At 41.2% G+C, this 20,149-nt stretch carries 19 protein-coding genes and 4 pseudogenes; 5 read left to right on the forward strand and 18 right to left on the reverse strand.

Going from position 1 to position 20,149, the window contains the following annotated elements; translation table 11 throughout:
* The 4 genes and pseudogenes from BUB68_RS15905 to BUB68_RS15715 all read right to left on the reverse strand — a co-directional run.
* A pseudogene (locus BUB68_RS15905) lies at window positions 1–177 on the reverse strand (IS256 family transposase); the annotation flags it as partial.
* Window positions 178–477: 300 nt separating this feature from the next.
* Entirely contained in the window at window positions 478–831 is a 354-nt protein-coding gene (locus BUB68_RS13950) for a multidrug transporter (protein ID WP_073092683.1), read from the reverse strand.
* A 46-nt stretch (window positions 832–877) separates the two neighbouring features.
* Window positions 878–1,039, reverse strand: coding sequence for a coiled-coil domain-containing protein (locus BUB68_RS15350; RefSeq protein ID WP_178139546.1), 162 nt, complete (start codon window positions 1,037–1,039; stop codon window positions 878–880).
* A 796-nt stretch (window positions 1,040–1,835) separates the two neighbouring features.
* A complete protein-coding gene (locus tag BUB68_RS15715; RefSeq protein WP_256625986.1) occupies window positions 1,836–1,967 on the reverse strand; it encodes a hypothetical protein in 132 nt (43 codons plus the stop codon).
* A 436-nt stretch (window positions 1,968–2,403) separates the two neighbouring features.
* Here BUB68_RS15715 and BUB68_RS13960 point away from each other — a divergent pair, with 436 nt between their 5' ends.
* Window positions 2,404–2,931, forward strand: a complete 528-nt coding sequence (locus BUB68_RS13960; protein WP_073092688.1) for a helix-turn-helix domain-containing protein — start codon at window positions 2,404–2,406, stop codon at window positions 2,929–2,931.
* A gap of 14 nt (window positions 2,932–2,945) precedes the next feature.
* Here BUB68_RS13960 and BUB68_RS13965 read toward each other — a convergent pair whose 3' ends face one another.
* Together BUB68_RS13965 and BUB68_RS13970 are read right to left on the reverse strand one after the other, a co-directional pair.
* Window positions 2,946–4,709 (reverse strand): DUF262 domain-containing protein, encoded by a 1,764-nt coding sequence (locus tag BUB68_RS13965; protein ID WP_073092691.1) that lies wholly within the window; start codon window positions 4,707–4,709, stop codon window positions 2,946–2,948.
* 24 nt (window positions 4,710–4,733) lie between these two features.
* Window positions 4,734–5,807: a DUF4238 domain-containing protein gene (locus BUB68_RS13970; RefSeq protein WP_073092693.1), complete on the reverse strand. Its 1,074-nt coding sequence runs from the start codon at window positions 5,805–5,807 to the stop codon at window positions 4,734–4,736.
* Between the two features lie 285 nt (window positions 5,808–6,092).
* Here BUB68_RS13970 and BUB68_RS15870 point away from each other — a divergent pair, with 285 nt between their 5' ends.
* Complete coding sequence (locus BUB68_RS15870) at window positions 6,093–6,314, forward strand: DUF6431 domain-containing protein (protein ID WP_371914877.1); 222 nt, start codon at window positions 6,093–6,095, stop codon at window positions 6,312–6,314.
* Between the two features lie 116 nt (window positions 6,315–6,430).
* On the opposite strand, the gene tnpB is transcribed toward BUB68_RS15870, so the two are convergent.
* Both tnpB and tnpA read right to left on the reverse strand, forming a co-directional pair.
* Entirely contained in the window at window positions 6,431–6,694 is a 264-nt protein-coding gene (gene tnpB / locus BUB68_RS15875) for an IS66 family insertion sequence element accessory protein TnpB (protein ID WP_073092696.1), read from the reverse strand.
* Entirely contained in the window at window positions 6,609–7,076 is a 468-nt protein-coding gene (gene tnpA / locus BUB68_RS15125; RefSeq protein ID WP_143188180.1) for an IS66 family insertion sequence element accessory protein TnpA, read from the reverse strand. Before tnpA ends, tnpB begins: the two co-directional genes overlap by 86 nt.
* A gap of 156 nt (window positions 7,077–7,232) precedes the next feature.
* On the opposite strand from tnpA, the pseudogene BUB68_RS13980 reads away from it, so the two are divergent.
* Window positions 7,233–7,817: pseudogene (locus BUB68_RS13980) on the forward strand (ATP-binding protein); the annotation flags it as partial.
* 512 nt (window positions 7,818–8,329) lie between these two features.
* Here the strand turns inward: BUB68_RS13980 and galU are convergent.
* The 4 genes from galU to rfbA form a co-directional block, all read right to left on the reverse strand.
* Window positions 8,330–9,202 carry a UTP--glucose-1-phosphate uridylyltransferase GalU gene (gene galU, locus BUB68_RS13990; RefSeq protein WP_073092705.1) on the reverse strand — a complete coding sequence of 291 codons (873 nt, stop codon included), beginning with the start codon at window positions 9,200–9,202 and terminating at the stop codon, window positions 8,330–8,332.
* Between the two features lie 172 nt (window positions 9,203–9,374).
* The gene (gene rfbB / locus BUB68_RS13995) at window positions 9,375–10,394 is read right to left on the reverse strand and encodes a dTDP-glucose 4,6-dehydratase (protein WP_073092708.1); all 1,020 of its coding nucleotides are present in this window, start codon (window positions 10,392–10,394) and stop codon (window positions 9,375–9,377) included.
* Complete coding sequence (gene rfbC / locus BUB68_RS14000) at window positions 10,395–10,970, reverse strand: dTDP-4-dehydrorhamnose 3,5-epimerase (RefSeq protein ID WP_073092711.1); 576 nt, start codon at window positions 10,968–10,970, stop codon at window positions 10,395–10,397.
* Between the two features lie 8 nt (window positions 10,971–10,978).
* Window positions 10,979–11,851 (reverse strand): glucose-1-phosphate thymidylyltransferase RfbA, encoded by an 873-nt coding sequence (rfbA, locus tag BUB68_RS14005; protein ID WP_073092714.1) that lies wholly within the window; start codon window positions 11,849–11,851, stop codon window positions 10,979–10,981.
* Window positions 11,852–12,008: 157 nt separating this feature from the next.
* Between rfbA and BUB68_RS15485 the strand changes: the two genes are divergently transcribed.
* Both BUB68_RS15485 and BUB68_RS15490 read left to right on the forward strand, forming a co-directional pair.
* Window positions 12,009–12,419 carry a hypothetical protein gene (locus BUB68_RS15485; RefSeq protein WP_073092717.1) on the forward strand — a complete coding sequence of 137 codons (411 nt, stop codon included), beginning with the start codon at window positions 12,009–12,011 and terminating at the stop codon, window positions 12,417–12,419.
* Window positions 12,420–12,590: 171 nt separating this feature from the next.
* Window positions 12,591–13,388: pseudogene (locus BUB68_RS15490) on the forward strand (IS4 family transposase); the annotation flags it as partial.
* A gap of 77 nt (window positions 13,389–13,465) precedes the next feature.
* Here BUB68_RS15490 and BUB68_RS14020 read toward each other — a convergent pair.
* From BUB68_RS14020 to BUB68_RS14045, 6 genes and pseudogenes are all read right to left on the reverse strand, one after another.
* Window positions 13,466–14,929, reverse strand: a complete 1,464-nt coding sequence (locus BUB68_RS14020) for an oligosaccharide flippase family protein (RefSeq protein ID WP_073092720.1) — start codon at window positions 14,927–14,929, stop codon at window positions 13,466–13,468.
* 35 nt (window positions 14,930–14,964) lie between these two features.
* Entirely contained in the window at window positions 14,965–16,392 is a 1,428-nt protein-coding gene (locus BUB68_RS14025; protein WP_073092723.1) for a DUF362 domain-containing protein, read from the reverse strand.
* 12 nt (window positions 16,393–16,404) lie between these two features.
* Window positions 16,405–17,322 (reverse strand): ATP-grasp fold amidoligase family protein, encoded by a 918-nt coding sequence (locus BUB68_RS14030; protein ID WP_143188181.1) that lies wholly within the window; start codon window positions 17,320–17,322, stop codon window positions 16,405–16,407.
* 15 nt (window positions 17,323–17,337) lie between these two features.
* On the reverse strand, window positions 17,338–18,342 hold the full coding sequence (locus BUB68_RS14035) for an NAD-dependent epimerase (RefSeq protein ID WP_073092725.1): 1,005 nt from the start codon (window positions 18,340–18,342) through the stop codon (window positions 17,338–17,340).
* Complete coding sequence (locus BUB68_RS14040) at window positions 18,329–19,327, reverse strand: acyltransferase family protein (protein WP_073092727.1); 999 nt, start codon at window positions 19,325–19,327, stop codon at window positions 18,329–18,331. The genes BUB68_RS14035 and BUB68_RS14040 overlap by 14 nt, the downstream gene beginning before the upstream one ends.
* Before the next feature lie 18 nt (window positions 19,328–19,345).
* Window positions 19,346–20,056: pseudogene (locus tag BUB68_RS14045) on the reverse strand (UDP binding domain-containing protein); the annotation flags it as partial.
* Window positions 20,057–20,149 lie beyond the last annotated feature (93 nt).

The raw sequence follows: 20,149 nt of genomic DNA on the forward strand, positions 1-20,149 counted from the left end.
ATGCTCATCCATTTCCGTTTCCATCATTTGCTTGATGGTGCCGCCCAGCAAGTCTTTCAGGGCGTCTTGGATATCAGTAGCGCTCTCGATGTTGTACTCTTGGAACAACTGCTGGATGATGGCACGCTTGCCATCGGTCATTTCTACTTTGTGAATCTCTTTTTTCTGTCTTGCCATGATAAAAGGCCTCCTATGATTTGATTATAGTTTATCATAGAAGACCTTATGTTTTCGAGGAAAATTCATTTACAGAGATTTTTTCATACTCTCCTATTTTTTTTTACAAAAAATCTCCCACAATAAGGGGGTAAATTCGTCAATAACTTCCGATAGCAATAATTTATCGGAAGTTATTGAAACTAATGAAAGATGACTACTTTTTTCTATAACTTCCGGATAATTCCTATAAATAATCATTAATGGACTGCTTCCAAGCAGTCCATTTTTCTTATGCCCTAAAGATTGTATTGAGGCTCTTTAGGATTTCCGGCTTTCTATATTTTCCATCAACTGTATATACGAATCTAATCTATCTCTCAAAGAATCACTAAAATCTTCCAAGTCATCAAGTTTGATAGTTCCGTCGTTCAATAACGACATAATGTGTTCTAGCATTTGAGAACGCCTCAAACCTCTAATGCACACGCCACTTTTCTTCTTATCTGTCCATATACGCTTTTCTAATTCCCAAAACTTTTCGGATGTATTAACATCTTTTGCTAAAATCGCAGAATACTCTTTAACAAGCACTTCCATATAACGTTCCTGCCATCTCGGCAACAACTTCCGAAAAAGTTTCCAATCCTTTTCTGTAAAAGTATTATCATGCATAATGCTGCTCCCATAAGACAATTATAATTCTATCATTAGAAAGAAATTAGTTATCATCTTTAGTTCCGTCGTAACGGAGAGCATCTGCCATTTCCTGCTTAAGCTCCTTATTTCGTTTAAGCAAATCTTCCTGCTTTTTCTTTAAACGTTCATTTTCGGCCTTAAGCATTTTAATTTTTAATTCATCTGGGGACATTAATTTTACCATATTTATCCTCCCATTATTATACCTTTCTTTATCTTTTCATAGAAACAATGTATCGTATTGGACGAAAAATGTCAATGACTCAGTTCAATATTCTGCACAACATACGGAAAAAGCGCAAATATTCATCGAGTCTTTTTCGCCGTTGACCTCCAACGATGCCGACACATTTTACGGCCTACGAATGGAGCACATGGTTAACTGCTTCCATATTGTCCTTTGATATGGTACCAAACACTATCACAGACTTACATACCATGGTAATAGATTATGGGCAAAGGTTCTTACGATGAGTAATCACCTTTGCCTATGCCTACGCAAGCAATGTTTTGATATTTAGAACACTTATACTTTATTTTAGTTTAGCAGGAACTATGAGAAGCACATGGAATACTATATATCATACATTTTAGGCAGCGAAGTCTATCAATCTGAGTAACGAGGTAATTATCATGTCATTATACGGTTTAGCGTCCAGTAGCGACAGCCAAGTATACCAGTACGCGGCCTGCGTATACGGCATAAAGAAACATCCTTATTATCACAAATGTGATGACTGCGCATACACGACGATCTGTGAAATCCGCCAGAATATGCTGGCTGAGAAAACTCGCCAAAAAGTTTTAGCCAGTATAAAAGAATGGCAAGAAGAGCAAAAACATAATAGCAGAATCTTAGATCCTAAAAGATTGCCATAGCTTCCTTCCAATGACAAACCTTTGAACACCGGCATTGCTCAAAACCAATGTCATCTGCTATGCACTTTTATCACTTACTGCCCCACGCCACGCGTAGTTTATCATTTTTCGCTTTTAACCCGGTCTTCTGTTCCTTCCGCAGCTTCTTCTGATCTTTTTTCAAACATTTCGATACGAAGCTCTATCATATCTTTTGCCGTCCACTCTCCGGATGTCTTACTATCTTTACTCATCGTGATAATACACCGCCTTTACTCCTCATCTAAAAAACTTATCGCCTGGGGATACATATGTATAATAACCCCGTCCTTAGTGTACTCAAAAGCCGTGCACATATGCTTATAGCTGCAGCATATCCCTCCGCATTGTGACGATACAGAGCGCCAGGTCATCAATTGTTTCAGTATTTCAGCTAATGCTTCTTTTCTATAATCAGAGCCAAACACCTGCGCCAGCCTTTGATTAGTGATACAGACTTCTCGTATCAAATCAGGCCTACCAGGATTTAGTGCCAAATCTTCCCTAAGAGCCTTTAGAGCACACTGAAATAATTGCTCAACATATGGTGATGACATAAAATTTCTCCCTTGCTTATATTATGCTTTACATTATACTCTAGTTGCGATATGATATAATCATTATAATTCGTTTCAAAAGGTGGAATAATAAATGATAGGAAGTATCCTCAAATCCCTACGTAAAAAACACGGATATGGGCAGGACTATGTGGCCGATAGGATAAATGTAAAACGTTCAACATATGCCAACTATGAGCGAGAATCCCGTGAGCCGAGTCTCGCCCTGGTAATCGAATTAGCTAAGCTATATGATATATCAACTGATTATCTATTAGGCCATACAGCAAGTAAGAATATGCCAGAAGATGTACAACAACTAATTGAAAAATACGATAAACTGTCTGACGAGGGCCGCATCCGTATCAATAATCAGATCGAATGCGAACTCCGTGTCGATGCGCTGGCAGCAGAAAAGCGACTTGAAAAGCAGCGCCAAGGCATAGAAGCATCAAGACAGGCCGGCAAACAATATGGTCGCCCCAAAGCAACCATTACGGCTGATTGGAACGACACATATAATCAGTGGAAAGCCGGTGATATCACTGCAGATGATGCTGTCAGGAAATTAGGAATTTCAAAAGCAACTTTATATCGGCGGGCACGAACCGAAATAAAATAAAGGCTCTTATATGCCTATATTAATATCTCTTTCAGCTTATCTTTTAAAATTACATAGCGTTCTTTTGCATACTGGTCAAAATTATCTAAACTAAGATTAATATCTGGAATTAAATGCTCATCTAAAAACTTTTTCCGATTTGAATTATTATCACATTGTTTATTAACCCATGCATCCAAAGGCATATCCTTCTTAGATTGATTTTCATTGCTATCTAACATTTGTAAATTCAAGATTGAATTATACAACTTAAATGGATATTTTTCACGTAATTCCTTCGATAATGACGGATAGGCACTTTCTGGATGCAAATGATCCTTATGGAAATTATTATTTTTATAATCTAAATCCGGATATAGCAACGACAAAATTGAAAATGCATATCTATCATCTTTTTGAGTATTTATAATACTATCTATAAAATCATCGTCTATATAATTTGAGATATTAATATTATCATTTAACTTTTTACCATCGAATATGATATCATTCGATATAAACTCTTTATCCACATCACTTGTGAAATATTTACGAGATTGTTGTAAAATATTATCAGATTGCCCGCCAAAAATCCTTCTTAAAATAGCAGACATTATCCATTTCTTTATTGTGGCTCTATCTTGCCCATAATTCTTTTTTGTTGAAAATCCATCGTATATTTTTTTGTGATATATATAATATAGAATCGGCAAAGTCGCATTATTCGATGTTAAACTATATGATGTTAATCCGTAACTTCTAAGCAAATCATATAAAGAAATGATTGCTGTAGAAATTTCATCCCAATTATTTTCTATTTTTGCACAAAATTCTTTATCAAAGCTTTGAATTGATGTTTTTACACTACGATGGTATAGATATAAAAAAGACTTAACAATATAATCTTTATTAATATCAAATCCCATTCCAGCAACAGATGATATTAAAGAGCGAACCTCGGTTCTTGCATCCTTTCTCTCCCAGTGCGAAACCATGAGTGAAAATACCAAATCGGAAAACGAAAGAAATGTTCCACCCGCATTAATTCTCGTAAATATATTTACTGCTTTATCAGGATTCTGTTCATCCTCCTCATAAAAATTAATTGCTTTATCTGAAAAAATCACTTTCTTTAAGGTATTAATTATGATTTTTTGATCCTTATTCAGCTTTATATCTTTATATTCTTCCTTATCACTATAGTAATCCGTTGTTTCTTCGTTACTATCATATATCGCAACAACAGCTCCTACTTTAAACCATAATTCTCCGTCATCATCGATATAAAAGTCTTTTTCTCTAGTATCACTATTTTTTAAGAATTTAAATATGTATTTATAATCATCATCGTTTTTTCCCATTTTAGAAAGACAAAGGTACAATCTCCTCCAAGGGAAATATGCTGCTGCATATTTCCAAGGCTTTCTTGGTTCATGGTATGCATATTGTCCATATAATCCTATTCTAAGTGCTGTTAAACGTTGCTGTCCGTCTAGAATTGCATAGAATTCACCACACTCATTAGCATCCAAAAAAGTATTTGATACTGCATAATCATTTGCATTCAATACAAATGAATTTATGAATTGATAAAACTTCCATCGTGCTTTTGTATCACCTTTTACTTTCCAAAATAGCATAGAACTAATTGGATATCCTTGCATAAGCGAATCAAAAAGTTTTTCTATTTGCTCACTTTTCCATACAAAATCGCGTTGAAAAGCAGGCAAAAGATATTCATTTCTACTGATATGTTTCATCGCAGTATCAATTGAAATTGCGGTTTGAAATCCTGACATCACAAATACCTCCCTAATATTTACTTACAATTTTATATGTTCAATCTCTTTAAATGGATTAACGCCCAATCCATCTCTAAGTGGGATATAATTTTCTTTTACTTTTATTCTTTTTGCACTTTTTCTTTCCTTGATAAAGGATAAATTCAATCTATATAGTGAATGCACAATGTGCTCAACAATCACAGGAGATCTAGAATTAATATTTGAAACATCCACACGTGCCTCCATTTTACTTCTAAAAGATTGTGCCTTTATGAATATTTTATTCATATAACATTCTGAATTAGTATCAGCATTAAACATCACTATATTATCCGCATTAATCGCCTGTAATATGTTAAGTGATTTAATGTCTTCCTTTGAACTTATTACTATTTTCATCGTCTGATCATAATTATGTCTATAAACATTTCGATCGTAAAGATAAATCATTAAATGTGGACTTAAAGGAAAAAATATTTGTAACCCAGCATATTTCAAACCAATAATATATCTACTCTTTTTTTTGTATAGGAATTGATTATATACCGTTACCGGACTATCTGAAGTTATAAATCCTTCACCACTATTATTTGCTAATAAGCAACACTCTAAATCTAAAAAGTTATGCAATATTCCCATGCCTGCAATCGTAGTAATTAGTGGCGCCTTCTTTTTATGATAATCAGCAACACCTAGCTTCTGCTTCAATTCTCCGGCAGGATGATCTTTTGATGAATAGTATCTAATAAATTCCTCTGTTGATTTATTAGTAAGTGTGTTTAAATCTCTCGACATTTTTTTCGTGCGAGTGAATTGTAATGCAATATATTTCATCAAAATAATATATTCATTATCATTTATTTCATTGATACACGCATTTTTTATTATGTTTTTAAGCACATTAGATGCCGGTGTTTCAATTTCTTTATCTAGAAATTCCTCCATACCATTGTCTTTGCCATAAAAATAATCGCTTTGCGCTTGTCTATTAATAGATGATTTCCAATTTATTTTACCACTTATTAGATTTAAATTTGGAAGACAATCCTCCCCGTTTGAAAAAAATCTTTGATAAAATTGGGGTACATAATGTTGCCTTTTATTCTTTGGCATAAAAACTCTCCATTGATATTTTGTAACTATTGTAACTGCTCACAGCCTTTGTACTCCAAACAACTGTGCTGCTCTCTTGCCTTGCCGATTTAAGGCGTATATAATCTGAATAAAGGTTAAATACGAAAATTGGAGACACGAAAAAAGCCACGCTGCAGAACCTTCTAACTCCCTGCAACGAGGCTACCAATAATATAATCAGCATGGTTAGCATAACACGTTACAGCATTATTTTCAATAAGTTTACGCATATTTTTAGTCGTCAGCTTAGATGAATCGGAATGCATTTGCCCGTTTTGCCATGCGCCATTGTCCGGTCACGGCACGTACAGGCGTAAACTCATCATGAAATGCGGCTGCAGAATTCAGTTGGATATTCCCGTAGGAATCTGTCCGGCCTGCAGACATGTTCATGTTGAGCAGCCTAACTTTATCCGACCTTACAGGCATTACGAGTCTGTTATTCAAGATGGTGTTTCAGGCAAGTCTATTGTTTACAGTATATAGAAAAAATCATTTAAGGTCAAATATTCATTGTAAACCTTTATATTTATTCATATTATTCTGTCTTTTATATTATAACGCCTACAAGTATTACGCCTATCCATCATAATACTTGTAGGCTAGCAATTCCGTTGACATCTGAATATACCGGAGCACTGACCATTTTTCAGCCGTTTGTACAACAGCAAAAATCCATTGCCATCCCAGTACAAGCATTTCATCCTGTCAGCCTTACGGCCACAGAACAGAAATGCTGCAGATTCGTAAGGATTTAGATTATATTGATTCTGCACAATCTCAGCCAGTCCGTTGATTGCTTTGCGCATGTCTGTTTTGCCACAGATGATGAATACCCGATCGGCCAAAACTTGATTTACGAGCATGGGAAGACCTCCCGCAGCGTCTGCAGCGCAGCATTTCACGCAGCAGCTTTTGAGGAGTATCCGGATATACCTCCAGCGTTACCGATGCCCATTTAAGTGTAAGCTTATTCTGTTCAATTGGCGGTGCTAGCGATGCCGGCGGCGCTTCTTCGAGAGAAGTCCTCGATACTGTGAGCGGTACTTCAACAATAGCAGGCTTAGAAACCTGTGTGTCCATTCGAGCAATTAACTCCTGCCTGATTGTCCTTTTCCAGTAAAAGAATGTGGATATTGGCAAATCTTCTTGACGGCAGTATTCCGCAGCAGTTAGGCCGCTGGCCATTTGATTGGTAATGATAGCCTTCCATTTTTCCAGCTTATATTTACGGGTGATAACTTTCATGATAATAGCGAACCTCCTACAAAGCAGCTTTTGGAGTTTTTGTACTACAATACAAAAACTCCAAAAACTACAATTCTGCTTGGTTCTCTACATTATCCCATATGAGCATTGCTGGTTAAATACACTGTCTCGTGAGGTGCTTACAAGGCAGCTCAACTTGAACAGCCTAATGCTCGTATTGAGGAAATCAACTACAATGCAGGGCGTACGCTGAATCGGCGCAGGATTGAACAGTTGGCAACCTGTGCATACATCGACCAGGCAATTAATGTCTTTATCACCGGCAAGACTGGAGAGGGTAAGACTTATCTGGCATGTGCTCTTGGCAACTGTGCCATTGACCTCGACATCAAGACGCTGTTTGTTCGCATCCCAGACTTTCTCATAGAGATGGAAGAAGCGAAACAGACAGGAACTTACAGCAAAGCACTGAAGAAGTATCTGAAGCCAAAGCTTCTCATCTTGGACGAGTGGCTACTGGAGCGTCCTAACGAGAATGAATGCCATGACATTGCAGATCTCATCCACAAACGTCGTTGGCAGTCCTCAACGATTTTCTGTTCGCAGTATCCATCTGAAGAATGGTACGACCAGCTTGGTGGAGCCAACAATCCGCTGGCTGAAGCTGTGTTGGATCGTATTATCCATGATGCGTACGAACTTCGCATCGAGGCGACTAACCCGAATAAGGATATCTCCATGCGTGAAGTCTATCGCATTAAGCTTGACGATGAAGAATAGCCTGATATCTCAGCGTAACTGCTTCTAGGCAAATGGGAGCCATCATTCTTGGGAATGATGGTTCCCATTTGCCCAGAAACGGCACACTAAAAAATCAGAAAGGAGCGGTTTCTTTATACCGGATTCGCGGTTTCCAAATCGTCGGATAGGCGGTTTCTTTGGCCCGGTATATTCATACTGTAGCTGATTTCTTGTTTTGTCCTCGATTTGCTCACAGCAAACGCCGAAAATTGCTCTTGACTTTTGCCACATGATGGTCTAAAAAATGGTCCCCTGTGCATTCAGAGTACTAATTCTCAGATCATCATGGAAGCTCGGATTCAATAACGAGATGAACCAAATGATCGTCAATGAGTTTTTTGCCTCGCTGTGCGGCACAAAGCAGACTGTGCATACACACCTTGTTAATGCCACGAGCTGAGCCGGCTGAGTATTCATAAATTGCTTTTATGGCATCTTCCGTGAATATTTCCTGTTCACATCCGGCATATTTCATATGGTTACCGCTTACATTACTTCTTCATGAGATCATTCAGATAAACCTTGAAAGGTTCTCCCAAATCCTCACGGCGCAGAGCATATTCCACCGTAGCCTTCAAAAAGCCCAGCTTATCGCCCACATCATAGCGCTTGCCTTCAAAGTCATACGCATAAACCGCATCCTGACGTGCCAGCACCTTGAGTGCATCCGTAAGCTGCACTTCGCCGCCCTTGCCCGGTTGCGTGCTTTCCAAAATATCAAAAATCTGCGGCTTAATGATATAACGGCCCAATACAGCCATACGGCTGGGCGCTTCTTCTACGGCCGGTTTTTCCACCATATCCGAAACCCGCATCAAACGACTGTTGTCCGTCTGCGTTCCGGCTACGATGCCATAGGAAGAAACCTTTTCCTGCGGCACATTCTGACAGCCCAGTACCGAACCGCCCGTAGCCTCATAGATATCAATAAGCTGTGCCAGTGCCGGCTTCTTTGGATTGTAAACTACATCATCCCCCAAAAGCACCGCGAAAGGCTCATTTCCCATAAACGAACGAGCGCAGAAAATTGCATCGCCCAACCCCCGCATATAGCGCTGACGAATGTAATGGATATTGATATCTGCCGTCTCCTTCACCATAGCCAGCAAACTGTCCTTCCCCTTCTTGGCCAGTTCCATCTCCAAAGCCGGCGCACTGTCAAAATGGTCTTCAATCGCCCGCTTGCCGTGACCACTGATAATCAGAATATCCTCAATCCCGCTGGCCTTGGCCTCTTCCACGATATACTGAATGGTCGGCTTGTCTACGATAGGCAGCATCTCCTTCGGTGTAGCTTTGGTCGCAGGCAAAAAACGCGTACCATACCCTGCTGCCGGAATTACTGCCTTTTTAATCTTCTGCATAGTCAAAATCCCCTTGATACATAAATTTCCCTTATTATACACGAACAAGATATTTTATGCCACTATTTTGCAAGATGGTTTTCATTGTTAACTAACATGTGCAACATCAAGATGACAATATGCTAATGAGTCAGCCCATCAGCTGACTCATTTTGCTTTGTTCATACTGTTGTTAATTTCTTCCGTACATACGCTCATAATAATCTTGATAATCGCCACTGATGATGTTTTCCCACCACTTGCGATTATCCAGATACCACTGTACCGTAGCTTTTATGCCATCTTCGAATTTCGTTTCCGGCAGCCAGCCCAGCTCATTATGAATCTTAGTCGGGTCGATGGCATAACGGCGGTCATGGCCTTTACGGTCGCCAACATACTCAATCAATTCTTCACTCTTGCCGAGCTGTTTGAGAATAGTCTTAACCACATCAATATTAGCCCGCTCATTATGGCCGCCAATATTATAAACTTCACCGACCTTGCCCTTCTCCAGGATAAGGTTGATGGCTGCACAATGGTCTTCCACATAAAGCCAGTCACGGACATTCAGGCCGTCACCATATACCGGCAGTTTCTTGTCAGCCAAAGCACTGATAATCATCAAAGGAATCAGCTTCTCCGGGAAATGGAATGGGCCGTAGTTGTTCGAGCAGCGGGAAATCGTCACCGGCACCTTGTAGGTACGATGATAGGCCATCACCAACAAATCTGCCGAAGCCTTGGATGCCGAATACGGGCTGGACGTATGCAGATTCGTTGTCTCCGTAAAGAACAAGTCCGGTCTGTCCAGCGGCAAATCACCATAAACTTCATCCGTAGAAACCTGATGATACCGCTTAATCCCATACTTGCGGCAGGCATCGAGCAGTACGCTCGTACCAATGACATTGGTCTGCAGGAAAATCTCCGGATTTTCAATCGAACGGTCTACATGGGATTCTGCCGCAAAGTTGACAATAACATCCGGTTTTTCCGTTTCAAACAGCTCATATACAGCCTTACGGTCAGCAATATCTGCACGTACAAACTTAAAATGATCATTTTTCATGGCCTCAGCCATGGTTTCCATATTACCCGCATAGGTCAACTTATCCAGACAAATAATCGTATCTTCCGGACGCTTTTTCAACATATAATACACAAAGTTGCCGCCGATAAAACCGGCACCGCCTGTTACAACAATTTTCATTTAACAATTCTCCCCATATACAAACTGATTATTACTATCGGTCAAAGTCGGCCCTGTCGTATCCTTCTCGCTGAGTACTGGTTCAATACCAGCCAGCAATGTGCCCCAATCGACATTGACTTCCGGCGCATCATAACGCATGCCGCCTTCCGAGGCTTTGTTGTAGACATTATCGCATTTATAGCGAAACTCCACATCGTCCGTCAACGTCAAGAAACCATGCGCAAAGCCACGCGGAATCAGGAACTGACGATGATTTTCTGCACTGAGTTCCACGGATACCCATTTCCCAAAGGTTGGGCTGCCCTTGCGAATATCCACAGCCACATCGATAACACTGCCCTTGGAACAGGAAACCAGCTTCGCCTGTGCATACGGCGGATTCTGCCAATGCAGGCCACGCAACGTCCCTTTCTGTGCCGAAAAACTCATATTGTCCTGCACAAAATCATTCGTAATGCCCAACGCTTCATACTTTGGCTTGTTGTACGTTTCTGTAAAATAACCGCGATGGTCACCGAACACATCTGTCTCGATAATCAGTACACCCGATATACTTGTTTCAATAACTTTCATGTCAAAAATTACTCCTTAATCATGCGGATAAGATATTTGCCATACTCATTCTTCAGCAGTGGTTGCGCCAATCGTTCCACCTGTGCAGCACCAATATAGCCCATACGATAGGCAATTTCCTCAAGACAGGCAATCTTCAACCCCTGCCGCGCCTGAATCGTCCGCACAAAAGATGCTGCGTCCAGCAGGGATTCATGCGTGCCAGTATCCAGCCAGGCATAACCACGACGCATTTTTTCTACCTGTAATCTGCCGCGTTCCAAATATACCTTGTTGACATCTGTGATTTCCAGTTCCCCTCGGGCAGATGGCTTTATGGATTTTGCCACATCCACAATATCCTTGTCATAAAAATACAGTCCCGTTACCGCATAATTGGACTTGGGCTGAGCTGGTTTCTCCTCCAGGCTCAGGGCATGACCATGGTCATCAAACTCAACAACACCATAGCGTTCCGGGTCAGACACATAATACGCAAAGACGGTAGCTCCTTCCGCCATGGAAGCAGCCCGCTGTACCGACTGGGCCAAATCCGAACCATAGTAAATATTGTCGCCCAACACCAGTGCACAACTTTCACCATTGATAAACTGTTCCCCGATGATAAAGGCCTGAGCCAAACCATCCGGACTGGGCTGCACAGCATAGCTGATGCTGATTCCCAACTGACTGCCATCTCCTAGCAATTTTTGGAACTGCTCACTGTCCTGCGGCGTGGTGATAATCAAGATATCCTTAATCCCTGCTAGCATTAACGTACTCAGTGGATAATAAATCATAGGCTTGTCATAGACAGGCATCAACTGCTTAGACACCACTCTGGTAAGCGGATACAGCCGCGTCCCAGAGCCCCCAGCCAAAATTATTCCCTTTTTTATCATAAAAAACTCCATTCCGCCGCTATCGCTGACGGCACAAATAAAAATAGAACTGAAACCAAAGGTGCGACACTCCCTTGGTTAGTATTATACTTAAACTTCCCACTCCATAAATAGGTGTTGTTCCTTGAAAAACCATTATCCAAGGAGGTTTTACGCCATGTCTATTGTATCACTTGAATCCACCGATGAAAAGAATGTTTCCTGCTCCATTACAAATTTTCTTGCCGCTTATGGGATTATCAGTCTTCTAAGCCAGTGCGGCGGCTCCAAACTCAAAGGGGTTCCTGTCAAAGAGCTTTTTGCCTATACACTGACCAATGCTTTCCGCATGGGCAGTTTCTATATGCAGCAGAAGTTGGGCAATGTTCGGGAAAACTTCTCGAAAAACACTTACTATCGTTTTATCATGAGCCCTCGCACAAACTGGCTTCGCTTTACTACGCTCCTCTCCGAGCGGATTATCAACAGGCACATTCGTCCGTTGACTTCAGAAAGCTGGGATGACTGTTTTGTCATTGACGATTCTCTGTACGAGCGGGCTGGCTATAAACGTACGGAGTTGGCATAAAGGGTATTCGACAATGTATCCATGCGATATAAGGCAGGCTTCCGGCTGCTTACTCTTGGTTGGACGGACGGTTGCACCTTTCTGCCCATCAACTTTTTCTTGCTGGCATCGTCAGATAACGAAAATGTTTTGGGCCCTCGCGGAAAGATAGACAAGTGAACCGTTGCCGGAAAACGCAGGCTTATAGCCTGCCAAAAGGCTACGGTTGTCATGGTGGAACTTTTGAAAAACGCTTTGGCTGCAGGGCACAAGGCCAAGTATGTATTGTTTGACAGCTGGTTTTCCAACCCGCGGCAAATCCTGGAAATCAAGGACCTTGGGCTAAACGTAATCGCCATGGTAAAACGTAGCAGCAAGCGGACATATATGTTTGAAGGAAAGCGTTTGGATATCAAGAAGATTTTCGCTTCCTGTAAGAAACGCCACGGACGTTCAAGGTATCTGCTTTCCGTTCCTGTGAAGGTGGGGCAGGACAAAAATGGCGAAAATGGCATTGACGCTCGTATTGTCTGTGTCCGCAACCGTAACAACCGAAAAGACTGGATTGCTATAATCTGCACGGACATGAGCCTAAGCGAAAATGACATTATCCGTATCTATGGACATCGGTGGGACATAGAGGTTTTCTTCAAGACCTGCAAAAGCAGCCTGCTCCTGCGTAAGGAGTATTATGGCCTTTCTTACGACAGGCTAACTGCACACGTTTCCATGTTTTTTACCCGTTATATGCTGCTGACAGTGACCAAACGGGACAATGAAGACGACCGGACACTGGGCGAACTTTTCTACCTTATGATATCTGAGGTAGCAGATATTACATACCAAGAATCCATGCTGATTATATTGGAAGCAATACTGGCAACGGTACAGGAAGAGTTTCATATCACAGACGAGCAGGTCGAGGCCTTTTATGAAAAATTCATGGCTAAGCTGTCTGAGTCTATGCAACGCCTATCGCAGGCCGGTTGAGAATTTTATCTCTTGAGATATGCAGTTTTCAAGGAGCCGTGGGGATTTTACATATGGGAAGTTTGAGTTATTAAATATTATATACCTATGAACCTTTCCCGCAAGTACATCATCCCCATCATTACTATCCGTCGGTTGTCTTTCCTTGCCAACAACAACAACAAATAGCAAACACCAAAAGCAGCTATGGCCATTATAACTGCTACTATACCATAAGGCATCAACATCTGTCGTAATTCCCATGCCACCACACCTGCCACAGTAGCAGGTAATGCCGCATTAATAATATTACCGGTCATCTTCCATACGGAAAAGCCCAACACTTGACGAAGCATCACTAGTTTAACCACATCCAACCACAAAGAACTTGCACACATCCCCAAAGCCACCGCATCAAAACCAACCTTAGACCCATACCAAAGGCCTCCCCACATTACCGGAAAATGTAACACCTGTGAAAAAGCCGACAAACGAGGCATTCCTTTAGCCCGTATTGCTTCACTAGCCAAGGAATTAATCAATATAGAGAATGTCGTCGTTAAACTCCACACACCGAAGAAAAAATCTCCATCATGCCATTGTTCTCCTAGCAGAATACTTACAGATACATCGGCAAATACCATAAGTAGCACACCAATCGGCATAAGAACCAAGGCCGCCTTGCTTTGGACACCATAAAATAAACTCTTAAATTCCACCATATTATTTTGCAAACGAGATAAAGCCGTAAATAGAACTGGTATGATGGCACCTGTTATCATACCGAATGCGGCTCCTGTGAGAGTCAATATTCCACGATATAGGCCAAGATAGTAACTACTGAGCAGTACGCCCACCAAAAACAAGCCACCATAAGTACTGAACCATATAGTAATAGACTCAAAAAGCGTCCATAAGGAAAAGGACAGCATAGAGAACAGACTCTTCCCATCTATACCTTGTAACAATGGCATATTGGTATAATGTGCTTGCACCAAACAAGTCACGCCCTGTTGTGCCAATGTCCCCCAAACCAACGACCAGAAACCCAGTCCATAATAAGCTAATGGGATCGTAACGAGTAGCGGAATAACCACAGCAACCATACGCAACTTAAACAACAATTTGAATTGAAATTCCCGTTTGAATATCGCCGCCTGCATTCCGTTATAAGAGGTCAGGACCAGACCAAATCCAGCCACCTTTATGCCATCTGCTACTCCCTCCGCACCTAACAGCACAGCAATTTCATCGGCAAAATAAATAATTAACAACCATATAACCAAAGCAATTAGACAGGAAGTTGTAATAGCTGTCCCAAAGCACTTCCGTTTTTCTTCTTCATCATAGAACTCATGCTGGACAAAATATTTCTGAAAACCTGCATCCGCAAACATTTCTGCAAAAGATGTTACCACCATAATAGAGGCCATGACACCAAAAGCTTCAGGCGTAAGCAAGCGCGCTAAAACCATTCCTGTAACAGGACTTATTATTTTAGCTAGGAATTCCGTTATTAATGTCCACTTGGTTGCTGTTCGCACCTTATCTTTAATTTCCATAAACTTCCCTATATACCACCTATTTTCCCCATAAATCAGCTATAAAAGGCTTTTTTCCAACCTTTAGTGGGGGTAATAGATAATTTATCCTTTGGTTGAATTTCCCGCCAATTTTTTCCATTCCACGCATCATTGTTTGACAATATCTGCCCCTCTTCTTCAGCACGAATCAACGGATATTTTCCATAAGATGTACTGCGAGCCTGATTAATCGTATGCATATACTCCATCTTTGCCCCATACAACGTTGCCACCACTTCATCAAAGGCCACGGGATTTTCACCCACACCGATTATTCCTACCGAATTTGGTGATGGCGCCAATGGGCCTTCACCGTCACCTGCTATTACCATATCTGCAATAATCAAGTAGCGCCTTGCCTTTTTATGACCAACAGGCAACATATTCCCATCTTTATCCGCATAAAAAGCTATCTTATTCAAGTCGGCTATCGTCTTGCTTATAGTATGATTACCATACCAACTGCCTTCAGAAAATTGCTCATGACAAAAGAACCGCGCCAAAAAATGGTCAACTCGCACACATTGCTGCAACAACCAGGCAATGTGAGGCCAGTGATAAGTTTGTGCACAACGATTCTTCCAATCCAACAGGAAATCTTCTACACGCCGGAACAGAGTACGACTCTTATAAGCATCCCCTCCCTGGGTAGAAGATTCCTCCGTGTACTCACCGTTTGTGTGATGCGGCAGGTACTCTTTGCGCACACTCATCCCTACCAAATTTTTTAAGGCACAAGTAATTCCCGCTTTGGCATGTGTCTTAGGCTTGGGCATATTTATAATGACATCAGCATCCAAAATATCCTGCGCCACCGCATATTCATGACGTTCTATATTATGATGGCTGCGTAGGATATCCGGATCATAACAAGTTATCCGCATGGCATCAATTCTTTCAGGAGGAAGCCCAGCAAATTCACTATCCTTATCCAGTCTCACAACCTTTTGTTCCGCATTCGGATTATCGTAATAGCGATAAAAACCATTCTTCCAAACACTTTTTACGCCTCGTAAATCCTTCAATTCAAATTGTATCTGCGGAAAGCGCTGTTGAAAATCCTCCACCATAGATAAATAGCCGCTATCCTTCACCAACTTGTCAAAATCACAAGCCTGCATAGGTGCATCTGCAATCACCACGTGCCCCCCATCAGGCAACAAGGCACGCACCACATATCTCAGTACTGCTTCTACTACACTAGCTTGAGTAAACAAGCATTCAAGACCACCTTGCGAATTACCGTTGCTATGCATAACCAAATTCGGCTTTATCAGTACCTTATCTCCTGCCCTAATGATTCCCCCCAAGGGATTCCAGCCCCCCGTTCCAAAATTTTCAGCATCATACCCCATCAAACGAAAAGCTTCTTGCACACCTGACTCTACCTGCGAACGTTCGTAGGTAGCCTTCTCCATCTTTGCCAAAGCAATCTTTTCCATATCTACCTCTAACTACAACTTCAGCCAATCACCGATTTTCGTATCCCATTCTACTGGAGAGAATTCCTCGACTCCATTCCCTGGGAAAAAAGTAATCTCGCCAAAATAAATCCTGTTATTAATATCATAAAAATCTATTCTGACAAATTTCAAGGGAGCAGCTAAAATCTCAGCCAATTCTACCATTTTCTCATAATTCTCAGGTTTTGGCATAGGTATTTCCTCTACCGGATAATGACGCCCAAAAGGCATTTTCTGCCACGCTCTATCATAAAAGGTTACATGCAAGCCATTATCTGTATTGCGCCCTGTACATGTGAAGGAGCATTTTACTTTACCACCAAAACACATTAACTTGTAATCCGGCAGATCTGGCCCACTTTCCTCTGCCATGAATTTCTCTGCTATAATTCTAGGCTTTACTTTTTTATAAGGCCATTCAAAGCCACCGGCATAATAATAGTTATACCGCAACCCTCGCTCTATTTTTTTTCTAGCTTCATTTTTATCGAAATTCTTCTTATCTCTGCAAATAGCAATACTACCACTGTCATGCGTACATTTCAATACAAACTGCTCCGGCAACTGGTCAAAATCAATTTCATCAAAATTGTTCCATACGCCCAAAGTCGGGATAATATATTCTTCACCTATAATGTCTGCCACATATTTTTTAGCCTCATATTTATCCACCATTTTTGTATACAACGGATTGCGGTCATGCAACTTCAGCCATTGCAATTTTTCATTAAAAGTCTGCGGATTATCCAAATTCAGTGGATACCCCACCAGTTTCTTAAACTGCCGTTTCAAATACCATCTCTCCGGTACCACATGCATAACAACATAGTGCATATCACTATAAACCTGCTTTAGCGGCTCCAGTACCACATCTGGCAAAACGCTCTTAAAAAATTTTCGTATCCCCAAGATAAAAGCTCCCTTTTATGCACCATAATAATCTCGATACCATTCAGCAAATTTACCTAGCCCCTTTTCTATGGAAGTACAGGGCCGAAAATCAAAATCTCGCTCCAACTCGCTAACATCCGCATAGGTCTGATAAACATCCCCTGGCTGCATGGGCAGATATTCTTTTTCTGCCGTCTTGCCCAAGGCTTTTTCCAACGTCTCGATAAAGTCCATCAGCTTCACAGGGCTGTTGTTGCCAATGTTATAAACCTTGTACTTATCGCCCTCTGTATTAGCTTTCGGTGGATTGCAAAGCATATGTTCGATACCTGCTACAATATCATCCACATAGGTGAAATCCCTAAGCATATCGCCATTGTTGTAAATCTTTATCGGTTTACCGTCACGAATCAGATTGGCAAATTTAAAATACGCCATATCTGGACGACCATACGGGCCATAAACCGTAAAGAACCGCAATCCAGTTGCCGGAATACCATACAGATGACTGTAAGTATAGGCCATCAGCTCATTAGACTTCTTTGTTGCAGCATAGAGACTAATTGGATGGTCAACATTATCCGTAGTGCTAAACGGCGTTTTCTCCTGATTGCCATACACCGATGAACTGGACGCAAATAGCAAATGCTCCACACCGATTTGACGGCAGGCCTCTAATATATTGAAGAAACCAATCAGATTCGAGTCAATATAGCTGCGCGGATGGTCGATACTATACCGCACCCCGGCCTGCGCTCCAAGATTCACCACAATATCCGGCTTTGACTTGTCAAACAGCGCCTTGACTGCTGACTCATCAGCCAAATCCCCTTTGATAAACTCATAATTAGGATACGCCTGCAAAATCGCCAGTCTGCTTTCCTTCAGCGATACATCATAATAATCATTGCAATTGTCAAATCCGACCACATTTGCCCCCAGCTCCAACAACCGCTTGGACAGATGAAAGCCGATAAACCCTGCACCGCCGGTTATCAATATTTTTTTATAGGTATCAAATTTCCTATACTTTGCCAAAAACGCCACGTCCCTTCTTTGCTATTCCGTCAATTCCCCAGCAAATCAGCCACGATACAACCATTGTTGTCATAAAAGTACAGGCAATGGTTTCCCACATGGATAACCGAGGATGAAATACTCTTATACAAAAATAAATAATCTGCTGATGAATTAAAAAAATTTCATACGAGGTTCTGCTCAATTCCCTCCATAAATTCGTTTTAAATAGATATGCCTCAACTGTAATCTGACCTAAACAGTAAATTAGATACAACTCCGCTAAAGTAAATACAGGCTTTATCATTCCTGCGATATACCTGATCTCAGCAAAAAGGACAGTATACCCACTGACCAGCGCCAACAACGTAGCCACAAATACCTTGTTCCGTGTAGGCTGCAACTTTTTATAACGCAGGTAGCAACCAAAATAAAAGTAAATACTCATCTGCATGGCACTGCCAATTTGCAACATATTATGTGCCAGTCTAGCAAAGAGTACCCCCCCCGCAAACAAAAGTACACATATTATCGCATCTCGCTTGCCAAACATAAGCATACGCCTTGACAACGCCAAATAAAAACCAACCAACAGCCACCATAACATCAGCAAAAACCACAATTGTGATGGTGAAATCCCTAGAACATACTTATAAAAAAAATCACTACCTGAACCACCAAATAAAAAATAATGAATAGGACACACCCATAAAAGTGATGTTAATACATACGGTTTTAAGATTCGCTGTACCTTTCGACCTAAAAAATCTTTTGTAGAAAAATAATGTTTCTTTTCCACAGCCAAATAATACAGCAAATAGCCAGAGGCCATTACAAATGCCGGCACATGAAACGAATTTAACCAGGCAGTAAAAGCAATAATCCGTTCGTCTCCTGTCACATCAAAAACTTTGCCCCAATCACCGGTATAAAACATACAGCAGTGGTAAAATACCACCATTATCATCATGGATGTTTTAATATTGGTAATAAAATCCAGCCGCATATCGTCTCCTCAAAACAATCAGTCTCTGCTAAATATATCTCTTGTGAAAACTTTCTCCTGCACATCCGTCAGCGCATCATTCCAGCGGTTGGCCACGATTACATCACTGCGTTCCTTAAACTCTGCCAGGTCGCTGATCACCTCGGACCGGTAGAAGTTATCATCCTTCAAGGTAGGCTCGTAGACAATACAGGGAATGCCCTTGGCTTTGATACGCTTCATAATCCCCTGAATGGCACTGGCCCGGAAATTATCCGACGCCGTTTTCATGGTCAGACGATAAATCCCTACCACCCTCGGCTTTTTCGCAATAATGGCATCAGCAATAAAATCCTTACGAGTTCGATTAGCCTCCACTACCGCACCGATCAGATTCTGTGGCACATCACGGTAATTAGCCAACAACTGTTTCGTATCTTTCGGCAGGCAGTAGCCTCCATAACCAAATGAGGGATTATTGTAAAAATCACCAATACGCGGGTCAAGGCTGACACCACGGATAATTTCGCCAGTGTCCAGACCACGGGATTCAGCATAAGAATCCAATTCATTGAAGTAAGCTACACGCAAGGCCAAGTATGTATTAGCAAACAGTTTAATGGCTTCAGCTTCGGTAGAACCCGTGTATAAAATAGGAATCTCCTGCTTTTCCGCCCCTGCAGCTAATAGCCCCGCAAATACCTTCGCCCGCTCGGAACGCTCCCCCACAATAATTCTTGATGGATAGAGTGGTCCTATGTCAAGATTTAGTACAACATAAAATGAGAAATTTTAATTATTTTCAACTTACCAATCGTGATTCTCTAGCAACGCTCGCATTGT

The organism is Pseudoselenomonas ruminantium (genome assembly GCF_900142515.1).
Lineage (GTDB): Bacteria > Bacillota > Negativicutes > Selenomonadales > Selenomonadaceae > Selenomonas_A > Selenomonas_A ruminantium_D.

Coding starts and splice junctions, on each gene's coding strand:
- BUB68_RS13950 (WP_073092683.1), bottom strand. CDS start 831: ATGCATGATAATACTTTTACAGAAAAGGATTGGAAACTTTTTCGGAAG.
- BUB68_RS15350 (WP_178139546.1), bottom strand. CDS start 1,039: ATGGTAAAATTAATGTCCCCAGATGAATTAAAAATTAAAATGCTTAAG.
- BUB68_RS15715 (WP_256625986.1), bottom strand. CDS start 1,967: ATGAGTAAAGATAGTAAGACATCCGGAGAGTGGACGGCAAAAGATATG.
- BUB68_RS13960 (WP_073092688.1), top strand. CDS start 2,404: ATGATAGGAAGTATCCTCAAATCCCTACGTAAAAAACACGGATATGGG.
- BUB68_RS13965 (WP_073092691.1), bottom strand. CDS start 4,709: ATGTCAGGATTTCAAACCGCAATTTCAATTGATACTGCGATGAAACAT.
- BUB68_RS13970 (WP_073092693.1), bottom strand. CDS start 5,807: ATGCCAAAGAATAAAAGGCAACATTATGTACCCCAATTTTATCAAAGA.
- tnpB (WP_073092696.1), bottom strand. CDS start 6,694: ATGCTCGTAAATCAAGTTTTGGCCGATCGGGTATTCATCATCTGTGGC.
- tnpA (WP_143188180.1), bottom strand. CDS start 7,076: ATGAAAGTTATCACCCGTAAATATAAGCTGGAAAAATGGAAGGCTATC.
- galU (WP_073092705.1), bottom strand. CDS start 9,202: ATGCAGAAGATTAAAAAGGCAGTAATTCCGGCAGCAGGGTATGGTACG.
- rfbB (WP_073092708.1), bottom strand. CDS start 10,394: ATGAAAATTGTTGTAACAGGCGGTGCCGGTTTTATCGGCGGCAACTTT.
- rfbC (WP_073092711.1), bottom strand. CDS start 10,970: ATGAAAGTTATTGAAACAAGTATATCGGGTGTACTGATTATCGAGACA.
- rfbA (WP_073092714.1), bottom strand. CDS start 11,851: ATGATAAAAAAGGGAATAATTTTGGCTGGGGGCTCTGGGACGCGGCTG.
- BUB68_RS15485 (WP_073092717.1), top strand. CDS start 12,009: ATGTCTATTGTATCACTTGAATCCACCGATGAAAAGAATGTTTCCTGC.
- BUB68_RS14020 (WP_073092720.1), bottom strand. CDS start 14,929: ATGGAAATTAAAGATAAGGTGCGAACAGCAACCAAGTGGACATTAATA.
- BUB68_RS14025 (WP_073092723.1), bottom strand. CDS start 16,392: ATGGAAAAGATTGCTTTGGCAAAGATGGAGAAGGCTACCTACGAACGT.
- BUB68_RS14040 (WP_073092727.1), bottom strand. CDS start 19,327: ATGCGGCTGGATTTTATTACCAATATTAAAACATCCATGATGATAATG.